This window comes from Paenibacillus glycinis (assembly GCF_009909185.1).
Lineage (GTDB): Bacteria > Bacillota > Bacilli > Paenibacillales > Paenibacillaceae > Paenibacillus_Z > Paenibacillus_Z glycinis.
In genome coordinates this window covers 123,506-142,524 of sequence record NZ_JAAAMV010000028.1, presented here as the reverse complement: position 1 = coordinate 142,524, position 19,019 = coordinate 123,506, and the positions used below count along the sequence as shown (strand labels likewise).

Genomic DNA, 19,019 nt, shown 5'->3' with positions numbered 1-19,019 from the left:
AGCCGCGGGCGTCCGCGGCGGCTCCGCCGCCGATCGCCGCCGCGCGGTCCGCGGCGGCGGCACGGCCCGGCTCCGCCGCCCCGTCCGCGAGCGCGGACGAGCCGGCATCGCCCGCGGCACCGTCAGCCGGTGCCGCGAAACCCGGCGTCGGCTCGAACGGCACCCAGCCGGCGCCCGGAAACCACACCTCCACCCAAGCATGCGCGTTGCTCGCGCGCACGGTGAACAGGGAGGCTTCGCCTCCCCCCGCCGGCCGTTCGGCCTCGCCCGGCGCAAAGCCCTTCACGTACCGCGCCGGCATGCCCTGCGTCCGCAGCAGCACCGCCATCGCGGAGGCGAAGTGCACGCAATACCCCTGCTTCTGCCGGAACAAAAAGTCGTCGACAAAGTCGATGCCCGCCTCCGGCGCGGCCGTATCCGCCAGCGTATAGGCGTAATGCGCGCGCAAGTAATCCGCGATGGCCTGCGCCTGCTCGTACCGGCTCGCCGGATTGCCGGCATCCCGAATGATCTGCGCCGCAAGCTCGCCGACCCGTGCGGGCAGACCCGCGGGCAGCTGCGTATACGCCCGTTCCGCTTGATCCGTCAGCGGCGGCGCGCCGGAGAAAGCCGCGGCATCGTCGGCGCTCGCGGTCCCGCCCCCTGCCCCGGCCGCGCGTACGCTGCGGACGTCGACCTCGTTCGGGACGACCGTCTCGACCGTATACTGGACGACCCGGTCTTCGTCGCCGGGCGCATAGAGCGCCCCGGTCTCCGTATCCCGCCAATACTTGCCGGCGGCGCCTTTCGGGACGAGCTGCAGCTTGAGCGCCGTGATCCGGGCATTCGCGCCCCCGCCGAACAGCGGATAGCCGACCGTCGGCCGGGCCGGCGTCACGGTTTGCAGGAGCACGTTGGAATCCCCGGCCGCCGACGAGGCGGTCATGTCCATCTTCTGCCAGTCATGCCCGTCCTGTTCCCAGCCCGCTCCGTTATAAACGGACTTGCTGTCGCCGCGCAGATAGCCGGCCTCCCTGGACGCCACGGTGAACAAGACGGTGTCATCCGTGGACAGCGGTCCGCCAAGGCGGCTGTCGTCAAAGCCGTAGCCCGTTTTCCCGGATCCGTTCAATCCCGTGTCCGCCATCGCTTCCGCCGCCGTCGTCGCGGCCTCGGCATCGTCATGCCCGTCCGGCGTTCCGAAGCGCGCTTCGCCCCATTTTACGGCGTCCGCGGCCCATGGCGCCTGTGCGGATGCGGCCGGTCCCGACCAGCTCCAAGCCGCGCCGATGCTTCCCGCCATGATGAGGACGGCAAGCCAGGCCGCGCCGGTCCACCAGCCGAGCGACCAGCCGGCCAGCATCCCTTTCCCGCTCCCGGAGCCGCTCGCCGGCGCGAATAAATCCGGCACGCCGGCGAGCCGCTCGATTCGCGGCACCGTCACGAGCGCGCTCAATAACAGTCCCTCCGCGCATGCCCGGAGCAGCCCGGGAAACACGTTCAATTCGAGAAAGCCGTACAGCAGCAGCAAGTACAGCGCCGTCAGCGCCGTCAAGCCAAGCCCCCACTGGCGCAGCCACATGAGCGACTGCACGGCGATCGCCATCATCCCGAGCCCGCCGATCAGCAGCAGCGTCCTGGATTCGCCGCTGATCATGAAGTCCCCGCGCCCCATGCCTAGCGCGTCATGCCGAATAGCCTCGACCAACCCGCGCAACGACCGGGACAGCGAGCCGTAATGCGGCTCGAACAGCGCGAGCACCGTGCCGACCGCGATGAATCCGTTCAGCAGCAATGCCGCCCATGTCGGGGGCACGAACAAGCCGACGGCGAGAAACAAGCCGACGGCCGCCAGGAGCGGACCGATTTCATACAGCTCCGTATAGGTTTTCAGCTGCTCCAAGGGCAGCAGCCACTCCACGATCAGGCCATACAAAAGCAGGCTCGTGATCAATCTGCGCGCACCGTGACGGAAGAAATGCAGCCCGTCGCGCTCTTCCTGCCGCTTGGATCGCCGAACCCCGCCTCCCGCGGCGGAACTGACGCCCGCAACCGATTCCTTGCGGGAACCGCCGCCTGCCGAAGCCGTTTGCCTCGGTTTGCCCGAGGACGCGGCGGTCGATCCGGAACCGCCGGCATGCGACGCCTGCGGTCGCGACAGGCTAGAGCCCTGGGCATCCCGCGCTTCCCGCCGGGTCGTGCCTTCCCGGGAGCCGCCGCCCGCCGCGGCCTCCCGGCTATCGTTATCCGTTCGCGGCTTCGACATGGATCCCGCCTCCTTCCCTGCCGGCTTGCGCGGCCGCTTCCGCCGCCTGCGGCTTCCGGCTGCCGTAGCTTTCCGGCACGGTCATCGCCCGCACGCTGCAGCCCGTTCCCTGCAGCCGCTCCCGCCAGCTCCGCTCCGCGGTCTCGCCGCCGGTTGCCGGAACCGACAGCAGCAGATGCAGCCGAATGCCGCGCACGCCGGCCAGCTTCGCGCCGTACGAAATATTTCCGGGATCGCCCGACTGCCGGGCGATCGCCTCGGCGCTGCCCGTCTTGCCCGCCGTCAGGCAGATGACGGAAGCGCCGCGCGGCGCGCCCGCCACGACGTCGGACAGCCGCTGCGACATCGGCTTCGCCGCCTCGCCGAGACGGAGCGCCGCCAGGCGTTTGCCGGTCTCCCGAAGCGCGGCGCCCCCGCCGGCGCCGTCATGAACGGCGCTCTCGGCAACGGCGTTGGTCAACAGCTTCATCCGTTTGCCCTCCCGCTCCGCCTGCTCCATGATCGCCAAAGCCCGGCCGGCATTGGCATCGAATAACCGCCGGTCCCCGCCGTAAGCCGCCGCCGATACGTCCAGCAGCACGATGACCGTGCCCGCTTCCTCCGCTTCGTTCATGCGCGTCTGCATGCCGAGTCCGCGCGCCATGGCCCGCCAATCGACCCGCCGCAGCGAATCGCCCGGCACGTAGGAACGCAGCTCGGGGCCGGCTCCGTCCCGGCGCAGGCGCGACGCCGCGGACATCATCTGCCCGCCGAACGAGGACACGGGCTGCATGCCCTGCCGGGTCTGCTCGGCTTCGAAGCCCGGCAGCGCGCCGAGCCGTTCCCCGGACGGCGGAGCCGGCTTCACTACGGCATGGCCGGAGCATTCGACCGTGACGGTTCTCGTCGTCAAGCCGAGCATGTCTCCCGTCGATACGGTCACGCGGCCGAACTCCAGCACGCCCCGCTGCAGTCCGTTCACGGTATACGACAAGACCAACCGGCGGCTGAAGCCGGGCAGCAGCGCCCGGGTGATTTTGATCCCGTTCCCCTGCGGGGCGCATGCATTGACGATCTCTTCCTGCAGGCAAACCCACATGAACGGGAGCATGCGGCTTAGTCTTAGCGTCAGCTGCACGCGCATCGCGCCGCCGTCCGCCAGCTCTTCCTCGTCGAAAACCGTCCGTTCCGCCTGAATCCGGCCGATCGCCGCATAAGGCAGCAGCAGGCCGAAGCTTGCCGTCAGGATCACGATCGCCGCGAACAGCCATTCGACCGCCCCGCCGCGTTCGTGCAGCGCATAGACGGCGGCCAGGAGAACGAGCAGCGCCATGACGCGGCCGATGATCCGGCTGCGCAGCTTGACCGCTCCCGGAATTGCAGGCGCCGCCTGGCTCAGGCCCTTCCCCGTCTTTGCCGCATCCGGCGGCGAAGCGGCGGGGACCGCTTGCTTGGCCGCGCCTGCCTCCCGGCGAGCCGCCGCACGAACCGCCAGCGCCAACCTCGCCGTTTCCGTCTCGCCCGGCGCCGGCGGCTTCGTCATGCCCGGCGCTATCGTTTTCCAAGCGCCAGCCGCGCCTGCCGTATCCGCGCTCCCCGTTATTTCTTCCGGAGTCGCCGTTCCTGGCGGCGCCGCCGTATCCCCCGGACCTGACGCGTCCGCTTTCGTCGCCGACTTCTTCGTTCCCGTCGTTCTCACCGTCTCACCGCCTTCCTATTCGCGCCGGTCTTCCCGCCGAAGCTTGCCCCGGCAGTCGCCGGTGTCGCCAATGACGATCCGGCCGCCGCATCATCTGCGCCGCCCGCCTTCGGATGCCGGCATCGGCACCGGCGACGCCGCGAGAATATCCTCCAGCACCTTCCCCGGGCTTCTTCCCTTGACCCAAGCTTCGTCGCGCAGCAGCAGCCGGTGCGCGAGCACCGGCTCCGCCGCATGCTTCAGATCGTCCGGGACGACGTAGCGCCGGCCGGCAACGTATGCCGTCGCCTGCGAGGCGCGGATCCAATCCAGCGTGGCGCGCGGGCTTGCCCCCAGCTGCAGCTCCGGCGACGTGCGCGTGGCCCCGACGACGTGCACCGCGTACGCGAGCAGCGCGGGATGAACATGCACCGACTGGGCGTCCTTCTGCATGCGCATCCATTCCTCCGGCACGATCACGGGGCGCAGCAGCTCCGGCAGCAGGCGCTGCCGCCCGGATTCCAGCATCCCGATCTCGTCCTCCGGCGCCGGGTAGCCGATCGTCAGCCTCATCATGAACCGGTCCAGCTGCGCCTCGGGCAGCGGGTACGTGCCGTCGTCGCGCAGCGGATTCTGCGTCGCGAGCAGCATGAACGGCAGCGGCAGCGGCCGTGTCTCGCCGTCGGCCGAGACGCTCCGCTCTTCCATCGCCTCGAGCAGCGCGGACTGGGTGCGCGGCGGCGTGCGGTTGATCTCGTCGGCCAGCACGACGTTCGCCATCAGCGGACCTTGGCGGAAGACGAGCTCGCCGCGTTTCCCGTCCCAGACCATCCCGCCGACGACGTCCGCCGGCTGCATGTCCGACGTAAACTGAATGCGGCGGAACTCCCCGCCGATGACCCGCGCGATCGCGCGCACGAGCAGCGTCTTGCCCACGCCCGGCACGTCCTCGAGCAGCACGTGCCCGCCCGCGAGCAGCGCGCTGAACACCCGCGCCACCACCTGCTCCTTGCCGAGCAGCACGCTGTTTACCCGCGCCAGCATCAGCTGCAGCGATTGCTGCGCCGCCTCCGGCCACATATCCGCTTCCGCCGCGTGAAGCGGCGGCTCGCCAAGCCCCTTTTCCCCTTGCTGAACTTTTGGAATCATTTCCGATCTCATCTCCTACTCTTCCAAGCCTATTGAATGACGCTATTTGATAGTTTCGCCATCTCTTGCGTCCTTTACACCTCCGCCGCGGGCAACAGGTCTATAATCTCCAAGATGGTCGCATGAATACCGCCTCCGCTCGCGCTCAACGAAAGAATCGCGCCGTATTCGGCCGTATGCCGAACGCGGCGCGATCCGTTTACCCGAGCCGCGCCGCGCGCGGTCATCGAGATGCCCCTTCGAAAACGCACGCGTCCGCGAACGGCGCATCCGCCCCCGAAACCGCCTGACCTCGGCTGCCACGCCGTTAACGCAAAGAAAGGCTGTCCGGGAACCGACTTATCGGCTTCCGGACAACCTTTATTCGTTCGCTTCCAAAGCTGCGCATCGCGCGCCGAGCAAGCTGCGCCTACAGCGCGATAGCCGCCGCCAGCACGTCCTGCACATGCCCCTTCACGCGGAGATTCCGCCACTCGCGCACCAGCTTGCCCTTCTCGTCGATGAGAAACGTCGAGCGGACAAGCCCCATGTATTCGCGGCCGTACAGCTTCTTCAGCTGCCAGACCCCGTACAGCTCGCATACCTTATGCTCCGTATCCGCCAGCAGCTCGAACGGCAGCTCGTACTTCGCCGCGAATTGCTCGTGCCGCTCCGCGGGATCGTTGCTGATGCCCAGCACGACCGTGCCGTGCTTGCCGAATTCCGCGTACGCGTCGCGGAAATCGCACGACTCCTGCGTGCACGCCGGCGTCAAGTCCTTCGGGTAGAAGAAGATGACCACCTTACGCCCGGCGAAATCGCTCAGGCTGACCTCCCGGCCGCCCGTCGCCGCAAGCGTGAAATTCGGCGCTTTTTTGCCCACGGCCGCTTTCGCTTTGATTGCCATTGCGCATTTCCCCCTTCATATGGTCAGATCAGGAACCCGCGCCGCGGTACCGCTTGACGCCGTGATTCCAGATGAACAGCCCGATGCCGAGGACGATAACGCCCATCAGCGGCGTGTAGAGCGCCAGGTCCGACAACCCCGTCTCGTTCCGGCCCAGGAAGTACGAAGCCGGGATAACCCCGACGAACGCGAACGGCAGCAGCCAGGTGAGCATGAACCGGATGACCTTGTTATAAATATTAACCGGATAACGGCCGTAGCTCGAGATGTTGTACATCAAGGGCAGGATGCCCGTCGGCGCGTCGGAGTAGAACGAGATCGCCGTCAGCGAGGTGAAGATGCCCGCATAGATCATGACGGCGCCGATCGTGAAGACGACCATCATCAGCGCGTCCGTCAGATGGAACGTCAGGTCCAGCTGCCCCCAGCTCAGCACCATGATGACCAGCCCGACGAGCGAGCCGAACAGCGACGGCGGATCGAGGTTTTCCAGCAGCACCTGATACAGATTATAGGCCGGACGCGTCAATATGCGGTCCATCTCCCCTTTGACGATGTACCGTTCGCTGAAATTCCAGATGTTGAAGAACGTGCTGAAGATGCCCGAGGGCACCATGAAGAAGCCGTACACGAACACGACTTCGGCCTCCGTCCAGCCGCCGAGCGTCGGCGTATGCTGGAACACGACCAGGATGAAGATCAGGTTGACCGCTTGGAACAGCAGGTCCGACAGCACCTCCACCCAGAAATCGGCGCGGTAGGTCAGCTTGGTTTTCACGTAATTTTTCATGTATTCCACGGCCAGCGACCAATAAAACATAGCTTTCTTACCCTCCCTGCACGAACAGCCTGGTGCGCGCCATGCGCCATACCCACGCGATCGGAACAATCAGCGCGACGAACCAGATGATTTGGATGCCGAGCACGCGCAGCACCTCGTCGCCGGCAATCCGGCCGGTGAAGACGGAGCTCGGCAGAAACGTAATCGCTTGAAACGGCAGCCACTTCATCGTGACGGCAAGCCAGCCCGGGAAGAACGAGATCGGGACGATAACGCCCGAGAACAGGTCGACCAGCACCCGCTTCATGCGCAGCATGCCCTCGTTGTTCTCGACGAAGAACGCGAATAAGCCTACGAGCATGTTGATCTGCGTATTAATAAGAAAGCTGAACCCCAGCATGACGATATAGATCGCCCAAGTGCCCGGATCCGAAGGAAGCTTGACCGGGAAGATCAGGCAGACGAGCGCGAGGCCCGGGCCCATGAACAACAGCAGCCGGAACAGGCCTTCGCCGAACCCCTGCATCAGCTTGACGAACAGGTAATTGTACGGGCGAATGAACTGCACGGCCACGCTGCCGTCGCGGATTTCGTTTGCGATCTCGCGATCCAGGTTATTGAAGTAAAAGGCCCTCGCCATCCACGAGACCGCCACGTACGTGGTCATTTGCGCCAGCGTGAAGCCGGCCAGCAGCTTCTGCTCCCCGTAGATCGCTTCCCAGAGAAAATAATACGCGCCGATGTTGATCGTGTAGATGACGATGCCGCTGTAATAGTTGACGCGGTAAGCGAGCATCATGAGAAAACGGATGCGAATCAGGTCCAAATACGCGCTGTTCATGCTTCGGGCTCCTTCTCGGACGCCGTCCCCGCGGCGACGAGCGCACGCTCGCCGGCCCGTGTTCCGGCTTCGCCCTTCCCGGCGCCTCCGGCCGCGGGCGCAGCGCCGCCCCCGGCCCCTGCCGTCCCGCCTTGTTCCGCGCCGCCCGCCGCGTTCTGGCTCAGCTTCGCCGCCGCATCGTTCGACGCGGAGCCCGACGAATAAATCTCGCGGACGATGTCGTCGGTATTCGTTTCCGTGATTTTGATGTCCCGGATATCCGACGTGCCGCCGACGACGCGCCCGAGCGCCTCCGAGACGTTCACTTCGTGCGGAAGCCACATCGTGGCCGTCAGCTCGTTGTCGATCGTCCATTCCACGCCGCTCAGGCCGTCCGTCAAGCCTCTCAGGGCGTCCAGCGACGGCTGCTCGCCGAACTGGAACTGCAGCTCCCGGCCTTTGCTCCATCTCGATTTGAGCTCTTCCAGACCGCCGTCGTAGATGATGCGGCCGTCGTCGAGCATGATGACGCGCGAGCACAACGCCTCGATATCCTGAAGATCATGCGTCGTCAGCAGGATCGTCGTGCCCTGCTCCCGATTAATTTTTTTTAAGAATTCGCGAATTTCCGTCTTCACTACGATGTCCAGGCCGATCGTCGGCTCGTCCAAAAACACGATGGACGGATTGTGCAGCAGCGACGCGACGAGCTCGCAGCGCATCCGCTGGCCGAGGCTCAGCTTCCGGACGGGGCGGTTCAGCAGCTCGCCGAGCTGCAGCCGTTCGACCAATTCGTCGAGCCGTTTGCGGAATTCCGTTTCGGGCACGCGGTACACTTTCCGCAGCAATTGGAAGGACTCGATGACGCCGATATCCCACCATAATTGGCTGCGCTGGCCGAACACGACGCCGATGCCGCGCACGAATTTTTCCCTGTCTTTATAAGGCACGAAGCCGTTTACCATAAGGTGGCCCGAGGTCGGCACGAGGATCCCCGTGAGCATCTTGATCGTGGTCGATTTCCCGGCCCCGTTCTCGCCGATGTAGCCGCAAATTTCGCCTTGGGGAATTTGAAAGCTGATATCTTTGACCGCGGTAATCTCGTTGTATTCGCGCTTGAACAGATCCTTCAGCGCGCCGCCGAGCCCTTCGCGATTCTTCTGCACCTGGAATTGTTTCCTTAAATCTTTTACGTCTATTGCCAGCATAGAATTTCCGGCTCCTTTCTGTTTCGACATTTCCTGGGAAATATCCGCGCCATTCGCTTCAATCAGATAAAACTTGCTTCTCTACGACAATCCATTTTATAATTTTATGATGTGTAATGCTATACTGTATATTAAAGTTTAGTCAACGTGCTTCTCCCCATAACAATCCGATGATTGGCGTATTACTTTACCTGTTCCGAGGCGGATCTCTCCTGTGCCGGGTTCGGACTATTACAAGGAGGAACTGAAACGAATATGGCGCGCGCGAAGCAACCTAAACCACCGAAACGCAAAAGACCCTGGAAATGGGCGCTGCTGGGCGTTACCGTCGTGATCTTGGCGGTCGTCGGATATTTCGTCTACCAGGCTTACGGCGTATACAACGGTCTCGATAAATTAAGCCAGCCGACGACGGATCCCAAGTACACGGACTACGAAGTCAAGCCTACCGAGAAGCCGCCCGAATGGGAAGGCAAGGAACGCGTCAACATCCTCATCATGGGCGGCGACAACCGCGGCCTGAAGGAGAACGAGAAGGCCCGCTCCGATTCGATGATGGTCGTGTCCATCGATCCGCCGACCAAGTCGATCCACCTGTTCTCCGTGCTTCGCGATACGTACGTGGACATCGAGGGCCACGGCAGCGACCGGATCAACACCGCCTTCGCGCTCGGAGGACCGGAGCTCGCCATGCAGACGATCGGCGACATCACCGGGCTCGATATCCAATATTATGTGTACACGGACTTTGAAGGATTCAAATCGGTCATCGACGCGATCGGCGGCATCCAGAACTTCGACGTCGAGAAGGACATGAACTACGTCGACAACGCCGACGGCAACCGTTACGACATCCATTTGAAAAAGGGCATCCAGGATCTCGACGGCACGAAGGCGCTGCAATACGCCCGCTTCCGCCACGACGCGATGAGCGACTTCACGCGCACGGAGCGCCAGCGCAAGCTGCTCGGCGCCGTGGCCGACAAGATGAAGAACGGCTGGAACCTGCTGAAGATGAAGAAGATCGTCGACAGCGTCGACGGCTACATCAAGACGAACATCGGCGTCGACGACATGATCAAGCTCGGCCAGCTCGGCGTGAGCAGCCATATCGCCGGCCAGGCGCAGGTGCCTCCGATGGAACTGATCGGCGGCGAGAAGGTCGGCGGGGCATCCGTGCTCGCGATTACCGACGAAGACAAATTGCTGGCATTCGTCCAAGACGAGCTGCAGAAGGATTCGACGGTTCCCGATACGACGTCCACCTCGACCGATTCGAGCGTGCAAAGCGACGGCAGCGCCGTCACGAACTCGAATTCGACGAGCGGCAGCGGAGCCAGCGGCAACACCGCGAACGGCTCTGACAATAAATAACGTGCAAGAGAGGGAGCGCGCCGGCCGGCCGCTCCCTCTCTTTTGTTGTGCTGCGCGGCCCGGCGGAGGTACAATGAGTTATTGCTTCTGTTAGTCCGATTCATCCACACCCGTTCATTCAAGGAGGCACCATCCATGTCCACAACGCAGCGACCGCGCTCGGAAGCCCTGTACGCCGAAGCGCTGGCGCATATCGTCGGCGGCGTCAACAGCCCGTCCCGTTCGTTCAAGGCGGTAGGCGGCGGCGCGCCGGTCTTCATGAAACGCGCCAAGGGCGCTCATTTCTGGGACGTCGACGACAACCGCTACATCGACTACCTCTGCGCGTACGGCCCCATCATCGCCGGCCACGCCCATCCGCATATTACCGAAGCGATCACGGCGGCGGCCGCGAACGGCACGCTCTACGGCACGCCGACGGAGCTCGAGATCACGCTCGCGCGGATGCTCAAGGAAGCGATCCCTTCGCTCGACAAGGTTCGCTTCGTCAACTCCGGCACGGAAGCCGTCATGACGACGATCCGCGTCGCCCGCGCCTATACGAAGCGCAGCAAAATCATCAAATTCGCCGGCTGCTACCACGGCCATTCCGATCTCGTGCTCGTGGCCGCCGGCTCCGGCCCTTCGACGCTCGGCATCCCCGACAGCGCCGGCGTGCCGGTCAGCATCGCGAACGAAGTGATCACGGTCCCGTTCAACGACTTGGACGGCCTGCGCACCGCGCTGGATACGTTCGGCGAAGACGTCGCCGCCGTCATGGTGGAGCCGATCGTCGGCAATTTCGGCATGGTCATGCCGAAGCCCGGCTTCCTCGAGGGGCTCTGCACGATGACCCGCGAGGCGGGCGCCCTCGTCATCTACGACGAAGTGATCAGCGCGTTCCGGTTCCATTACGGCAGCGCGCAGACGTACGCCGCGTTCCCCGACCACTCCGCCGTCGAGCCCGATCTGACGGCGCTCGGCAAGATCATCGGCGGCGGCCTGCCGATCGGCGCCTACGGCGGCCGCAAAGCCGTCATGGAGCAGGTCGCGCCGCTCGGCCCGGCCTACCAGGCGGGCACGATGGCCGGCAACCCGGCCTCCATCTCCGCGGGCATCGCCTGCCTGGAGGTGCTGCGGGAACCCGGCGTCTACGAGCGGATGGACGCGCAGGCGGCGCGCCTTGCGGACGCGCTGCAATCTTCGGCGGACCGTCACGGCATCCCGCTGACGATCAATCGCATCCGCGGGTCATTCTCCGCGCACTTCTGCGATCATCCCGTTACGAACTACGACGAGGCGCAGAATACCGACGGCGAACGGTTCGCGCGGTTCTTCCGCCTGATGCTCGACCAAGGCGTCTGCTTGGCGCCTTCCAAGTACGAGGCGTGGTTCCTCACGACCGCCCATACGGACGACGATATCGACGCGACGATCGCGGCGGCCGAGCAGGCCTTCGCGGCCATGAAGGACTGACGAGCCGCGTTTGTCACAACCAAAGACGCCTATCCCCGGGAGCTGGCTGAGCTGCAGATCGCAGCGCGGAAAGCTTCCGGCGGATAGGCGCCTTTTCGTTCAGGTCATGAGCGCGACCAGCGCGACGATGGCGAACGGAATCAGGATCAGCGTGGCGATGACGACCCAGCCCGTCGGCCGGCCGAAGTTGATCGTCCAGCCGATGCCGTGTTTCTTCGGCACGAAGACCGCGGGATCGCCCGGATTGTAATAGACGCCCCCGCCGGCCAGCCAGTGTTCCTCGTCCGCGCCGGCATTCTGCCCTTGCAGGCCGAGCCTTCTCACCGTGACGACCAGGCCGACGATGCCGCCGACGATAAGCGCCGCGACGGCGATCGTCGCCGCCGGCAGCGCCTTGGCCGGCCAACCGTACAGCATCGTTGCCTGAATATAACTGAAGAAGAGCGTCAACAGCAGGGATAATCCGTAGAGAAACACGCTGTTCACGTACCGGAATGCCCGCTGCTTCGCCGCCCCCGATCCCTTGTCCGCCTGCGAGGCGGCGTTCGCGCTCGCCTGCGCGATAACCGCGTTCGTCCCCAGCATGGTGACGAGCAGACAGGCTTGCACGATATTGAGCAGGTACACCGTGCTCCAGCTCTTGGCGCCGAAGCCGTCCGGCTCGAAACGAATATTGTAATGCGTCGTCAGCATGGAAGGAATGTCCGCCCACAGCAGCGCCGCCGCCGCGGCGGAACCCGCGACGATCAGCGCCTGCAGCCAGTACCAATGCAGCGACATCGCGCCTCTCAAGTGATCTCGGTTGTCGTTCATTCCAATGAATCTCCCATCCTGGATAAATCGCTGCGGTAAATCGCGACGCAGGCTTTGCTGAATTCGGCCTCCGTCATCCCTCTTGCCCTCCCCTCCGCAGCCAGGGTGCGCAGGCGGCTGTGGAGCCGTTCCATGTACCGGTCCGTCATGCGCGGCATCTCCTCCTTCGACGACACGAGCATGCCGAGCCGCCCGTCGTACCGTTCTTGAAGGAAGCCTTCCGCAAGCAGGCTTTGATAGGCTTTGCGCACGGGCAACGACTTGATGCGCAAATCCGATGCCAGCCTTTTGGCCGAAGGCAGCGTCTTGCCCGGCTTCAGCGTCCCCGCCGCGATTCCCGCGATAATTTGCTGCGCGATCTGCTCGTGAAGCGGCACATCGCCCTGCACGTCAAGCTCGATGAACATCCCGCCAGCCTCCCATCCGATAGCGTTACGCTATTCTATGCAAAAGAACGTCTCTTCTCCCGTCATATGCGGACGGAATAAGAGACGTTCTTCGTTAGCTGCCGGCTTCCGCCTGCTGCAAAACTTGCAGGAATTCGCCATGAAGGTGGCTGTTCGACGCCGCGACGTGGCGGACGCCAAGATGGTATTCGTTGCCCTGCAGGTCGGTAACGGCGCCTCCCGATTCTTTCACCAGCAGCGCTCCCGCCGCCAAGTCCCACGAGTTCAAGCCGATCTCCCAGAACCCGCTGAGACGGCCCGATGCGACATACGCCATATGAAGCGCGGCCGAGCCGAGCGAGCGGACATTGCGCACTTGCGGCGCTATCGCCTGCAGCTGCTTCATGTTGAGCGGCTGGGCGTAATTCGGGTCCGCCGGGAAGCCGGTAGCCAGCAGGCTGTCCCGCAGCGTCTGCTCGCCGGAGACGGCCATGCGGCGGCCCCGCACGTACGCGCCCTTGCCTTTCTCCGCCACGAACAGCTCATCGCGCATCGGATCGTAGACGACTCCGACGATGACTTCGCCCCAATGCGCGAGCGCGATGGACACCGAGAAGTACGGGAATCCGTGCACGAAATTCGTCGTGCCGTCGATGGGATCCACGATCCACAGGTATTCGGCATCCTTTACGCTTTGCAGCGCTTTCGTCGAAGCCTCGGGCCCGGGTTCTACGCCCTCTTCCCCGAGAAACGAGTGATGCGGGAAATGCGTCCCCACCAAGTTGCGTATCATCTTTTCCGCGCCTTTATCCACTTCCGTGACCAGATCCTGCGCGGAGTACTTTATCGATAGGCTTGTATGATTGCCAAGCTTCGTCTTGATCCATTCACCGGCCTTGGCCGCGCAATTAATCGCGACGGCTGTGAAGCTTTTGCCCCCGACCAGAGGGATGTCATTCCCTTCGCCCACGGTCTATCACGCTACCTTCCTATGAGTTCTATTGCGCAATACTACTATACGCCACCCGATATGCAAAGTTTCGCCAAAAAGGTGAGCATCCGGTGAACCTTGCATCTATTCTACCCCAAATGAGCACATGCCTTCCACTTTTTAACAAAAACCTTAGGAAATCGCTCTGGATTCGCCCGCCTGCGGTCAACTGCGGGATGAAAAAAGGCGGTACCGGGCGCTGCGGCATTGCCGCCGCCTTAACCGGTATCGCCTCTTGCGTGGCGGAATCCTTCCGTCCGATTACATGGTGCCGGTCTACGCGCCGACGATGTTGTAGCCGTTGTCGACGTAGATCACTTCGCCCGTAATGCCCCGGGAGAGATGGCTGAGCAGGAACATCGCCGTGTCGCCGACCTCGGCGGCGTCCGTCGTTTTGCGGAGCGGGGATTTCTCCTCGACCTGGCGCAGAATGGCGTTGAAGTCCTTGATGCCCTTGGCCGCTAGCGTCCGGATGGGGCCGGCGGAAACGGCGTTCACGCGAATGTTATGCGGGCCGAGATCGGCGGCCAGATAACGCACGGATGCCTCCAGCGCCGCCTTCGCCACGCCCATGACGTTGTAATTGCGCAGCGCGCGCTCCGCGCCGAGGTAGGTCATCGTCATGATGCTGCCGCCTTCGGTCATGAGCGGATGGAGCCGCTGGGCGACGGCGGTCAGCGAGTAGGCGCTGATGTCGTGCGCCAGCGCGAAGCCCGCGCGCGACGTGTCGACGAACATGCCTTCCAGCTCCTCCGTCTTCGCGAAGGCGATGCTGTGCACGAGACCGTGCAGCACGCCGAAGCTTTCCTTGATCTGGCCCGCGAGCCCTTCGATCTCTTCGTCGGCCGTCACGTTGCAGGGCAGCAGGATGGAACCGGGGATCGTGTCCGCCAGCTTGCGCACCCGTTCCTCCACCCGCTCGCTCTCGTACGTAAACGCGAGACGCGCCCCTTGGGCGGCAAGCGATTGCGCGATCGCCCAGGCGATGCTGCGGTCGTTGGCGACGCCCATGACGAGTATATTTCTCCCTGTCAATAATCCGTTCATTGCTTCACAATCCTCTCCGCGTAATGGCGTTGCGATTCGGAAGTAGGACCAGGGTGCATGCGTGAAATGATAGCGCTTCCTTTACCAAAAATAACGCAAGCTGCGCAAAAGATCAAGCTTTCTCTTGCGCCCTCGCGGTTACAGGATCTCGATGCTGCCGCCGTCGATGACGCGGATGCCCGCTCCCTCTGCCTCCAGCCGGCGCATGTCATCCATAAGCTGCAGCAGCGCCGCGTCCTTGCGTTTCGCTTCGATCATGACGTCGAGCCGCGGCACCGAGCCGTTGATGCCCCGCAGGAACCGCAGCAGCGGACCCGTGTCCACGTTGTCGGCATGGCCGCGCGGATCGCGCTCGCTCTTCGGGCTCGAGACGTGGAGCTTCGGCGGCACGGGCAGCGGAAGCCCGTCCGGGCCGTTCCAGGTGCGCGCGATGCGCGGCCACAGCTCGCCGTGCAGCGCGTCCTCGGTCTCGCCGCCGTCGTTGACCGCATGATGGTGAATGTCGAGCACCATCGGCGCGCCGACCGCCTCGGCCGCGATGAGCGTCTCGCGCGCGGTGAACGTCTTGTCGTCGTTCTCCAACGTGACGCGGCCGCGGAGCCTGTCCGGCAGCGCGCCGAATTGGCGGATGAAACGCTCCAGCGAAGCCGGCTTGTCCCCGTAAGCGCCGCCGACGTGGATATTGCATTTGGTCATGGGGCCGAGGCCCATATGCTCCAGCATCGTCACGTGATAGTTCAAATCCTCGGCCGACTTGGCCAGCACTTCGGGCCGCGGGGTGCTGAACACGCAGAAATGATCGGGATGAAAGGATATCCGCATGCCGTGCTCCCCGGCGTAACGGCCGATCGCCGCGAACGCTTCTTCCAGCGCCGGGTAGGGATTCCAATCCTTCAGCTCGTCATGCGTCGCGAGCGGAATCATCTTGGACGTCATGCGGTACACGTAGATCCCATGGCCGACGCAGTGCTTCATGATCCGCAGCGTCGTGCGCAGATTATCCTCCGCGATCCGCTCCAGCCGGCGCAATCCCGCTTCCCGGTCGTCCAGCTTCGCGAAATTCGTGTACGTCATCGTCCGGGACGGCGACGTATTCTCCAGCAGCACGCTCATCGCGACGAACCCGAAGCGGACAATCATCCTTGGTTGTCTCCGAAGAACATTTCGTACGCCAGCGCCGTCTGCACGCGCGCCTCTTCCTCCGTCAGCTTGCGGACGAGCTCCATCTCCACCTCGGTCACTTCTTCGCCCTGGAAATTGATCTCGGCGATGGACACGAGAATGCGCACGATCGCGATCGCCTCGTTGTCCGGCGTGTAGGCGATCACCTTCTGGCCGGTCGGGTAGACGCGGAAGCCGCTTTTGACCATTTTGCCGCGGCCGTATTCCAGGAGCTCGTACAATTCTTGCTTGGACTTGAACTTGCAGACCGAATTAAACTCCGTTTGGAATCCCATTGGCGAACCCTCCTAAAAGGTTTGTGATGGCGAAGCCTCGCAGCCGGATAATCCGGCCAGATAGCAAAACTGCTCGAACGCATATGTCTCGTTTCGCGGACATTCATTATGTAGAGTATCCCGGCCTTCGCAAAGCCGCCCATTCAACAGAAAATCCGGCTTGAACTAAGCCGGACTTCCTCCGCTGTAATCGATGCGCTGCTTCTCGGCGTGGCGCGAGACGGCCAGCCCGATCAGCGTATCCAGCAGCTCCGCATAGGACACGCCGCTTTCCTTCCACATGAGCGGGTACATGCTGTACGGCGTGAAGCCCGGCATCGTGTTCACTTCGTTGATGAACAGCTGGCCGTCCTCCTTGCGGAGGAAGAAATCGACGCGCGACAAGCCGGATCCGTCGATCGCCTGGAACGCGCGGACCGCCATCTCGCGGACCGATTCCGATACTTCCGTCGGCAGGTTCGCCGGGATATGCATCATCGATTTGCCGTCGATATACTTCGCTTTATAATCGTAGAACTCGCTGGACGACGTAATCTCGCCGACCACGGATGCCCGCGGCTCGTCGTTGCCGAGCACGCTCACTTCGATCTCGCGCGCGTCCACGAACTCCTCGACGATGACCTTGCGGTCGAAGCGCAGCGCGTAATCGACGGCTTCGACCAATTCCTCGCGGTTGCGCGCCTTGGAAATGCCGACGCTGGAGCCGAGATTCGCCGGTTTGACGAAGCAGGGGTAGCCGAGCGCGGTTTCGATTTCCATGATGTAAAACGAGGCATCGTTCTCCCATTGCGTCCGGTTGAAGTAGCGGTAGATGCACTGCGGCAGCCCGTCTTGGGCGAAAACCTTCTTCATCGTGATTTTGTCCATGCCGACCGCCGAAGCGAGCACGCCCGCGCCGACGTACGGAATGTTCGCCATCTCGAAGAGGCCTTGAATCGTCCCGTCTTCGCCGAACGTGCCGTGCAGCAGCGGGAAGACCACGTCCAGCCCGGTATCGCTTGAAGCGATCGCGTTCGCCGCCGACGAAACGGCCGAGATCTTGACCTCCGCCGGCACGGATGCGATCGCGGCCGTCTGCGCCTGTTCCGCGCCGCCGCCGAAGACCGGCATGAGCGCTTCCGTGCCGACGACGGCGCTTCCGCCCGCGAGGCGAAGCGAGCCCAAATCGGACGGCGGAGCCAGAAGCACCTGCCCCGAGCGCCACTCGCCGTCTTTGGAAATATAAAAAGGTTTGATTTCGTATTTGTCGTAGTCAAAAGCTTTCATGACCGCCAAGGCCGTTTGCAGCGAAACCTCATGCTCGCCGGAGCGTCCTCCATAAACCAGCCCTACGCGCACTTTCTCCCCCATGATCGAATCCTCCGGTTACGTATAATTTCCCACACAGGCGGGTTGTCATTCCTCTGGGCTTCAAGCGCACCTAAAACTCATCCGCGATATGAAAAAAACGGTACCTCGTATTCTCCGTCCACGCGTAGGAATCCTGATAATCCCAGTAGCGATGGCGGCTCGGCACCGTATTCGCGTTCACGAGCGGCATGCCCGCCGCGTCGAACGCGGTCACGATCGTGCTGTGCTGGTAGCGGTTGTCGCCGCCCCAGTCGTAGATAATGACGTCCCCGAGCGCCAGCTGGTCGGCGGAATCGACGACCGTCGCCCGCAACGAAGAATTGTGCGAAGCGGACAAATAAAGCTGAAGCGCGTTCGCGACGGCCCAGCTGTAGCTCCAATTTTCCCGGCCGCCGCTGAACCCGCGGTACCACCAGCCGGAAGCCCTTTTACCAGTATAGTTCATCGGTGCGCTGCCTGCAAAGAGACATTGGGAGATGTAATTGGTGCAGTTGACCTCGAAATTCTCGTACGCGGGGTTCGCTTCGTTCCACCAGCGGTCGGCATACGCGGCGGCCAAATCGCGCCTGTAGCGGATTCCGGCGCGGCCATGTTTGAAAAAGGGCAAAACGTCATAATTTATATAGGGTATGGATTGCGGCTTGTTCTCAGCGGCGAGCGCGAGCTCGTCGGCGAACTCGCCCGCATGGCTGGAATGGGACGAGCTGAACCGCGGACGGCGTTCGGACACGATCGGCTCGATCCGGGAGATGACGTACTCGCCGCCGTCCGCGGCCAGCCACAGCCGTTCGCGGTCGAAGCGTTCCTCCGAATACGTTCGTCCCTGATGCTCGATCGTTCGCCTGACGCGAAGCTCGATCAGCACGGACACCTCGGAAAGCGTGCCGGACTCGCTGATGCGCAGCAGCTCGGCGCTCGTCTCGCTCCGGGAGGGCAGGATGCCGCGGAGCAGCTCCTGCTCCCGCAGGCGGGCGAGACGCTGCCCGAACCGGTACAGATGGTCCCCGTCGGCGACGATATCGCCAAAAGGCGCGGGGAAGCGGTCGATCTCGGCTTGATTGTACAGCTTCACGTAACGATGGACGGCCGACTTCCAGCCTTCCGACTTGGCGGACTCCTGCAGCCCGCCGCTGCCCTGCGCAAGCATGGCGCTGCCGGACCTGCCCGATCCGTGCAGCCGCACGGCCGGCGAGGCAACGCGGCCCGGCCGGCCGGCCGCGCCCTTTCTCGTTACCGCTTTGCCGGTTCCGGCCCGTATTCGCGATCGCGGCACATCTGATCCCTCCCGAACGTCCGATTTTAAGCCGTCCCAGTTCGTGGGCGGAATAACGCTGGTTCATTATATGAGCCGCACGGCGATTTCATGTGAAAACGGGCGGAAATCTACCGCGGAAGGTAAT

17 protein-coding genes are annotated in these 19,019 nt (G+C 63.3%); 2 read left to right on the top strand and 15 right to left on the bottom strand.

What is annotated here, in order from left to right; translation table 11 throughout:
• The 7 genes from GT019_RS27330 to GT019_RS27300 all read right to left on the bottom strand — a co-directional run.
• Positions 1–2,245: transglutaminase-like domain-containing protein (locus tag GT019_RS27330; protein ID WP_161746615.1), on the bottom strand; the 2,245-nt coding region annotated here is incomplete at its 3' end.
• Positions 2,223–3,923, bottom strand: coding sequence for a DUF58 domain-containing protein (locus GT019_RS32565; RefSeq protein ID WP_161746614.1), 1,701 nt, complete (start codon positions 3,921–3,923; stop codon positions 2,223–2,225). The genes GT019_RS32565 and GT019_RS27330, both read right to left, overlap by 23 nt.
• A 90-nt stretch (positions 3,924–4,013) precedes the next feature.
• Positions 4,014–5,051, bottom strand: coding sequence for an AAA family ATPase (locus tag GT019_RS27320; RefSeq protein ID WP_328804042.1), 1,038 nt, complete (start codon positions 5,049–5,051; stop codon positions 4,014–4,016).
• 409 nt (positions 5,052–5,460) lie between these two features.
• Positions 5,461–5,937, bottom strand: a complete 477-nt coding sequence (gene bcp, locus GT019_RS27315; RefSeq protein ID WP_161746613.1) for a thioredoxin-dependent thiol peroxidase — start codon at positions 5,935–5,937, stop codon at positions 5,461–5,463.
• Positions 5,938–5,965: 28 nt separating this feature from the next.
• Positions 5,966–6,757 carry an ABC transporter permease gene (locus GT019_RS27310; RefSeq protein WP_161746612.1) on the bottom strand — a complete coding sequence of 264 codons (792 nt, stop codon included), beginning with the start codon at positions 6,755–6,757 and terminating at the stop codon, positions 5,966–5,968.
• Between the two features lie 7 nt (positions 6,758–6,764).
• The gene (locus tag GT019_RS27305; RefSeq protein WP_161746611.1) at positions 6,765–7,559 is read right to left on the bottom strand and encodes an ABC transporter permease; all 795 of its coding nucleotides are present in this window, start codon (positions 7,557–7,559) and stop codon (positions 6,765–6,767) included.
• Positions 7,556–8,746, bottom strand: coding sequence for an ABC transporter ATP-binding protein (locus tag GT019_RS27300; protein WP_161746610.1), 1,191 nt, complete (start codon positions 8,744–8,746; stop codon positions 7,556–7,558). The genes GT019_RS27305 and GT019_RS27300 overlap by 4 nt, the downstream gene beginning before the upstream one ends.
• A 255-nt stretch (positions 8,747–9,001) precedes the next feature.
• Here GT019_RS27300 and GT019_RS27295 point away from each other — a divergent pair, with 255 nt between their 5' ends.
• Together GT019_RS27295 and GT019_RS27290 are read left to right on the top strand one after the other, a co-directional pair.
• Positions 9,002–10,120 carry an LCP family protein gene (locus GT019_RS27295; RefSeq protein WP_161746609.1) on the top strand — a complete coding sequence of 373 codons (1,119 nt, stop codon included), beginning with the start codon at positions 9,002–9,004 and terminating at the stop codon, positions 10,118–10,120.
• Positions 10,121–10,255: 135 nt separating this feature from the next.
• Positions 10,256–11,575, top strand: a complete 1,320-nt coding sequence (locus GT019_RS27290) for a glutamate-1-semialdehyde 2,1-aminomutase (protein WP_161746608.1) — start codon at positions 10,256–10,258, stop codon at positions 11,573–11,575.
• 99 nt (positions 11,576–11,674) lie between these two features.
• Here the strand turns inward: GT019_RS27290 and GT019_RS27285 are convergent, their stop codons facing one another.
• The 8 genes from GT019_RS27285 to GT019_RS27250 form a co-directional block, all read right to left on the bottom strand.
• Positions 11,675–12,388 (bottom strand): DUF5808 domain-containing protein, encoded by a 714-nt coding sequence (locus tag GT019_RS27285; protein WP_161746607.1) that lies wholly within the window; start codon positions 12,386–12,388, stop codon positions 11,675–11,677.
• Positions 12,385–12,795, bottom strand: a complete 411-nt coding sequence (locus GT019_RS27280) for a GntR family transcriptional regulator (protein ID WP_161746606.1) — start codon at positions 12,793–12,795, stop codon at positions 12,385–12,387. Before GT019_RS27280 ends, GT019_RS27285 begins: the two co-directional genes overlap by 4 nt.
• 94 nt (positions 12,796–12,889) lie before the next feature.
• Positions 12,890–13,744 (bottom strand): inositol monophosphatase family protein, encoded by an 855-nt coding sequence (locus GT019_RS27275; RefSeq protein ID WP_161746605.1) that lies wholly within the window; start codon positions 13,742–13,744, stop codon positions 12,890–12,892.
• 297 nt (positions 13,745–14,041) lie between these two features.
• Complete coding sequence (fabI, locus tag GT019_RS27270; RefSeq protein WP_161746604.1) at positions 14,042–14,812, bottom strand: enoyl-ACP reductase FabI; 771 nt, start codon at positions 14,810–14,812, stop codon at positions 14,042–14,044.
• Between the two features lie 138 nt (positions 14,813–14,950).
• Positions 14,951–15,952, bottom strand: a complete 1,002-nt coding sequence (gene uvsE, locus GT019_RS27265; RefSeq protein WP_161746603.1) for a UV DNA damage repair endonuclease UvsE — start codon at positions 15,950–15,952, stop codon at positions 14,951–14,953.
• Entirely contained in the window at positions 15,949–16,269 is a 321-nt protein-coding gene (locus GT019_RS27260; protein ID WP_161746602.1) for a hypothetical protein, read from the bottom strand. Before GT019_RS27260 ends, uvsE begins: the two co-directional genes overlap by 4 nt.
• A gap of 165 nt (positions 16,270–16,434) precedes the next feature.
• Positions 16,435–17,619 carry a D-alanine--D-alanine ligase gene (locus GT019_RS27255; RefSeq protein WP_161746601.1) on the bottom strand — a complete coding sequence of 395 codons (1,185 nt, stop codon included), beginning with the start codon at positions 17,617–17,619 and terminating at the stop codon, positions 16,435–16,437.
• A 70-nt stretch (positions 17,620–17,689) separates the two neighbouring features.
• A complete protein-coding gene (locus GT019_RS27250) occupies positions 17,690–18,892 on the bottom strand; it encodes an amidase domain-containing protein (RefSeq protein WP_328804041.1) in 1,203 nt (400 codons plus the stop codon).
• Between the last annotated feature and the right edge of the window lie 127 nt (positions 18,893–19,019).

Coding starts and splice junctions, on each gene's coding strand:
- bcp (WP_161746613.1), bottom strand. CDS start 5,937: ATGGCAATCAAAGCGAAAGCGGCCGTGGGCAAAAAAGCGCCGAATTTC.
- fabI (WP_161746604.1), bottom strand. CDS start 14,812: ATGAACGGATTATTGACAGGGAGAAATATACTCGTCATGGGCGTCGCC.
- GT019_RS27285 (WP_161746607.1), bottom strand. CDS start 12,388: ATGAACGACAACCGAGATCACTTGAGAGGCGCGATGTCGCTGCATTGG.
- GT019_RS27310 (WP_161746612.1), bottom strand. CDS start 6,757: ATGTTTTATTGGTCGCTGGCCGTGGAATACATGAAAAATTACGTGAAA.
- GT019_RS27300 (WP_161746610.1), bottom strand. CDS start 8,746: ATGCTGGCAATAGACGTAAAAGATTTAAGGAAACAATTCCAGGTGCAG.
- GT019_RS27280 (WP_161746606.1), bottom strand. CDS start 12,795: ATGTTCATCGAGCTTGACGTGCAGGGCGATGTGCCGCTTCACGAGCAG.
- GT019_RS27260 (WP_161746602.1), bottom strand. CDS start 16,269: ATGGGATTCCAAACGGAGTTTAATTCGGTCTGCAAGTTCAAGTCCAAG.
- uvsE (WP_161746603.1), bottom strand. CDS start 15,952: ATGATTGTCCGCTTCGGGTTCGTCGCGATGAGCGTGCTGCTGGAGAAT.
- GT019_RS27295 (WP_161746609.1), top strand. CDS start 9,002: ATGGCGCGCGCGAAGCAACCTAAACCACCGAAACGCAAAAGACCCTGG.
- GT019_RS27290 (WP_161746608.1), top strand. CDS start 10,256: ATGTCCACAACGCAGCGACCGCGCTCGGAAGCCCTGTACGCCGAAGCG.
- GT019_RS27320 (WP_328804042.1), bottom strand. CDS start 5,051: ATGATTCCAAAAGTTCAGCAAGGGGAAAAGGGGCTTGGCGAGCCGCCG.
- GT019_RS27255 (WP_161746601.1), bottom strand. CDS start 17,619: ATGGGGGAGAAAGTGCGCGTAGGGCTGGTTTATGGAGGACGCTCCGGC.
- GT019_RS27305 (WP_161746611.1), bottom strand. CDS start 7,559: ATGAACAGCGCGTATTTGGACCTGATTCGCATCCGTTTTCTCATGATG.